Origin of the sequence: Methylobacterium sp. WL6, assembly GCF_008040095.1 — a bacterium.
Taxonomy (GTDB): domain Bacteria; phylum Pseudomonadota; class Alphaproteobacteria; order Rhizobiales; family Beijerinckiaceae; genus Methylobacterium.
Genome location: NZ_VRVH01000360.1, coordinates 1 through 3,972 on the forward strand (window position 1 = coordinate 1; position 3,972 = coordinate 3,972).

Genomic DNA, 3,972 nt, shown 5'->3' on the forward strand with positions numbered 1-3,972 from the left:
ACGCCGGAGCGGCGGGCGTGCGGGCGGGTGCCGGGGCATGACGGCCCATCGCGCTCGAGGCGCGCGTTCCGCGGGGTCACACCGTCGCGCGGCGGGGTTGGAACGGCGGCCTCGCTTTCCCCATCCGGCGGGGCGGCGTATGAGGACGTTCCCGAACCGTTGCGAGACCCCATGTCCGCCTCCCCGATCGCTCTCCACGCGAGCGGTCCCGCACGCGACCCGGCCGCCGACGAGGCCCTCGACCCCGATGCGATGCGCCGGCCGCTGCCGGATGCGTGGTACTGCGTCGGCCAAGCCTCGGGCCTGACCGGCAAGGCGCTCCGCGCGGTCGAGCTGAACGGCGAGCAGATCGTGATCGGGCGCGATGCGGACGGCGCCCCGTTCGCGCTGCGCGACCGCTGCCCGCACCGCGGCATGGCGCTGTCCAAGGGCGGCTTCGACGGTGCCGAGCTGGTCTGCCCGTTCCACGGCTGGCGCTTCTCCACCGAAGGCCGCTGCCGCGACGTGCCGACCCTCTCCGAGCACGACACGGCCGACTTCTCGAAGATCGTGGTGCAGCGCTTCCCCGTGATCGAGAGCGCCGGCTTCGTCTGGGTCAACCCGCATCTCGGGACGCCGGGCGAGACGCCCGCCCTGCCGGCGCTCGACTTCCTCCCGGTCGGCTCGCTCGTGGTCGAGCTCGTGGTCGAGGCCTCGTTCGACCTGACGACCTTGAGCCTCGTCGATCCCGGCCACGTCGCCTTCGTCCACGATTCGTGGTGGTTCCGGCCGTCCAAGGCTCTGCGCGAGAAGAAGAAGACGTTTCGGCCGGTGCCGCACGGCTTCGTCATGTCGAGCCACGCGACGACGACGAGCTCGCCGGTCTACCGCCTGCTCGGCGGGGTGCCCGACGTCGAGATCGAGTTCCGCCTTCCCGGCGTGCGCCTGGAGCGGATCACGGCGGGCGCCAAGCGCCTGGCGAACTACACCTTCGCGACGCCGCTGACCGCCAACCGCACGATGCTCACCAACGCGCTCTACTGGAACGTCTCCGGCCTTAACCTGCTCAAGCCCGTCGCCCGCCCGCTGATGCGCCAGTTCCTGACCCAGGACCAGCAGGTGCTCCAGCACGCGCAACTGGGCCTCGACCGCAAGCCGACCATGGTGCTGTTCGGACAGGGCGACCTGCCCTCGCAATGGTACTTTCGCCTGAAGCGCGAGGCGCTGGAGGCCGCGCGCGCCGGGCGCCCGTTCGCGAACCCGCTGGAGTCGCGGGAGCTGCGCTGGCGCTCGTGAGGGGCATCGGGGCGACCCGATGCGCGTCTCGGTCGCGATCCCGCCCGGGAACGTCGGTTCGGACAGCGCGATCTTGCCGTTCAGCTCCGATCAGTTCGGCAGCAGCCCCGCTTCCCGATAACTCTGGATCAGGGAATCGAACAGCGTTATGTCCGCGCGGCTTCGCGCGACGATCTGTGCGCCGGCGACCGCCGCGTAGACAGCACGCGCTCTCGCCTCGCCCTCGTTCGGCGCGACCAGCTCGGCGGCGACGAGCTGCCGACGCAGCCACGCCGTGTTGACGTCGGCGAAAGCCTGAACCTCCTTCAGGACCGGCTCGGGCAACGCATCGTATTCCGTCGCCATGAAGCTGCTGAGGCACATGCGGTTGTCGCGCGCCAGCGACAGGCGAAAGATGCCGGGGTACCGTCTCAGCGCCTCCGTCGGGCTCGCGGCATGCGCCGACACGTCCTCGAGGTCGCGGGCGATGTCCTCCCAATAGCGGCGCGCGACCGCCTCGCCGAGGAGGGCCTTGTTGGCGAAGTAGTAGTTGATGCTCGCGGCCTTGATGCCGACGGTCTCGGCGAGGTCGCGGAAATTGAGACCGCCGTAGCCGTGGGCCATCGCCGCCTCCCGGGCGGCCGCCAGGATCGCCTCCCGCACGTTCTCCTTCGACGTCGCTGCCATGCCCAACCTCCATCTGTCATATGGCAGACAGGGGTTGACGAGACAAGCGCCGAGACGTAGCATGCTGCCTGTCATCTGACAGACAGGTGAACGTGATGGAAAGCGAGACGACGATGTCCGACAAGCTCAGGCTCTTCACCTCCCCCTCGGCCTTCCCGAACCCGCAGCGCCTGCGAATCTTCATGCACGAGAAGGGCATCGCCGACCGCTTCGACGAGACGGTCTACGACATGTCGCCCGTCGGCGAGCAACGGGGATGGAAGCACCTGAAGATGAACGCCTGGGGCGAGACGCCGACCCTCGCGCTCGCGGACGGGTCCTTTCTCAGCGAGACCTCCGCCATCGCCCGCTACCTCGACGACGCGTTCGAAGGCCGCAAGATCATGGGCGAAACGGCGCTCGAGCGCGGCCTCGACCAAATGTGGGACAGCCGGGTGTGGGTGCACATCCTCTACCCCATCGTCACCGCGTTCCACGTCCTGCACCAGGGCCTGGGCCCGAAGCTCGAGCTGACCAGCAACCCGGCCTGGGGCGAGCATTCGCGCAAGGTGGCGCTGGCGCATGCCGGCCTGGTCGACCGGCATCTTGCCGACGGCCGCGCGTGGCTCCTGGGCGGCGATCAGCCGACCTTCTCGGACATCACGCTGGCGACGGCGATCGCGTTCTCCAAGTTTCCGGTCAACGCGACGCCGCTCGATGAGCGCTTCGAGCATCTCGATGCCTTCTGGCAGCGCTGGCAGACCCGGCCGACCTTCATCGCCGCCTACGCCGACCGGAGCAGCGGCGTCCCGGAGATCGACGAACGCGCCTGAGCGTCCGGCGGTCGGATCCGGTCATCGCCCCACCGCGAGCCGCCCCGTGCCGCCCTTGGACGCCGGCTTGCATTGGACGGCGGCCTGCAGACGCCGCCTTCCGACCAGTGCCGGCGCCCGTCCGCATGCCCGACATGGATCGGAGGAGGGCGGTCGCGAGGCCGGGCCTCGACCCCTATCGCGCCTTCCCCCGCGTCGCCTCGTCCTTGCAAGGCGTGATCGTCTTCGGATCGGGCCGCCGGTCGGGGGCCGGCGCCTCGAACACCGCGAGGTAGCCCACCCCGCCGTCGAGCACCGAAAAGCCCGTCTCGCGAAAACCCGCGGCGGACAGCTCGCAGCGCAGGAGCTTGGGCGGCGTGCCGTGGCGCGAGGGGATGTCGTCGGCGTCCACGATCCCGACCCGGCCGCCGGGCCTCATCGCGGCGGCGAGGTTGTGGAGCAGGCCGTAGGGCTGGGTGATCTCGTGGTACATGTGCACCAGGATCGCCGCGTCGACCGAGGCGGGCGCGAGGCGCGGGTCGTGCGGCTCGCCGCGCACCACCGTGACGTTGGACAGGTCGGCCTTGCGCAGCCGGGCTTCGAGGTCGGCAAGGTAGCGCGGCGTCACGTCCTCGGCGAGCACCCGGCCCTGCGGCCCGACCAGCGGGCTCAGCCGCGTGACGTAGTAGCCGCTGCCGGCGCCGATGTCGGCCACCGTCTCGCCCGGCTTGAAGCCCATCAGGCGGGCGACCTGCCCGAACTCGTCGGCCTTGTCGCGCTGCGCCTCGAAGGCCCATTGCGCCGCGACGATCTCGGCCACCGGCCGGTCCGGCTTCGGGAAGGCGGCAGCCGGGACGCCGGGCGGTCCCAGGGGTTCCGCCGCCTGCGCGCCGTGCGCCAGGGCCGGGAGAGCGAGAAGGAGGGCGAGGAGCGGTCTGATCATCGAAGTCCTGAACGCGCGAGGGCGGCGCTCGGTGCCGCGGCGTTGACCGCGCAGGCGTCCCGGCGCCATCAAGCGGCCATGACGAACCCGCCCCCTTCCGCCCCGCCCTGGCGGGCGACCATCCTCACGCTCTACCCCGAGATGTTTCCCGGGCCGCTCGGCGCCTCGCTGTCGGGGAGCGCGCTCGCCCGCGGCGACTGGGTCTGCGAGGCCCGCGACATCCGCGAGCACGGGCTCGGCCGCCACCGCAGCGTCGACGACAACCCGGCCGGCGGCGGCGCCGGCATGGTGCTGCGC

Annotated in this window: 4 protein-coding genes and 1 pseudogene; 3 read left to right on the forward strand and 2 right to left on the reverse strand. The window is 71.1% G+C overall.

Features of this window, described 5'->3' with window-relative positions; genetic code table 11:
* The first annotated feature begins 171 nt into the window (after positions 1 to 171).
* On the forward strand, positions 172 to 1,275 hold the full coding sequence (locus FV230_RS25495; protein ID WP_147844380.1) for an aromatic ring-hydroxylating dioxygenase subunit alpha: 1,104 nt from the start codon (positions 172 to 174) through the stop codon (positions 1,273 to 1,275).
* A 90-nt stretch (positions 1,276 to 1,365) separates the two neighbouring features.
* Here FV230_RS25495 and FV230_RS25500 read toward each other — a convergent pair whose 3' ends face one another.
* Positions 1,366 to 1,941 carry a TetR/AcrR family transcriptional regulator gene (locus tag FV230_RS25500; RefSeq protein WP_147844381.1) on the reverse strand — a complete coding sequence of 192 codons (576 nt, stop codon included), beginning with the start codon at positions 1,939 to 1,941 and terminating at the stop codon, positions 1,366 to 1,368.
* 95 nt (positions 1,942 to 2,036) lie between these two features.
* Between FV230_RS25500 and FV230_RS25505 the strand changes: the two genes are divergently transcribed.
* Positions 2,037 to 2,753, forward strand: coding sequence for a glutathione S-transferase C-terminal domain-containing protein (locus tag FV230_RS25505; RefSeq protein WP_243950404.1), 717 nt, complete (start codon positions 2,037 to 2,039; stop codon positions 2,751 to 2,753).
* A 175-nt stretch (positions 2,754 to 2,928) separates the two neighbouring features.
* On the opposite strand, the gene FV230_RS25510 is transcribed toward FV230_RS25505, so the two are convergent.
* Positions 2,929 to 3,675, reverse strand: coding sequence for a methyltransferase domain-containing protein (locus FV230_RS25510; protein WP_147844382.1), 747 nt, complete (start codon positions 3,673 to 3,675; stop codon positions 2,929 to 2,931).
* A gap of 78 nt (positions 3,676 to 3,753) precedes the next feature.
* On the opposite strand from FV230_RS25510, the pseudogene FV230_RS25515 reads away from it, so the two are divergent.
* Positions 3,754 to 3,972 (forward strand): annotated as a pseudogene (locus tag FV230_RS25515) (tRNA (guanosine(37)-N1)-methyltransferase TrmD); the annotation flags it as partial.

Coding starts and splice junctions, on each gene's coding strand:
- FV230_RS25495 (WP_147844380.1), top strand. CDS start 172: ATGTCCGCCTCCCCGATCGCTCTCCACGCGAGCGGTCCCGCACGCGAC.
- FV230_RS25500 (WP_147844381.1), bottom strand. CDS start 1,941: ATGGCAGCGACGTCGAAGGAGAACGTGCGGGAGGCGATCCTGGCGGCC.
- FV230_RS25505 (WP_243950404.1), top strand. CDS start 2,037: ATGGAAAGCGAGACGACGATGTCCGACAAGCTCAGGCTCTTCACCTCC.
- FV230_RS25510 (WP_147844382.1), bottom strand. CDS start 3,675: ATGATCAGACCGCTCCTCGCCCTCCTTCTCGCTCTCCCGGCCCTGGCG.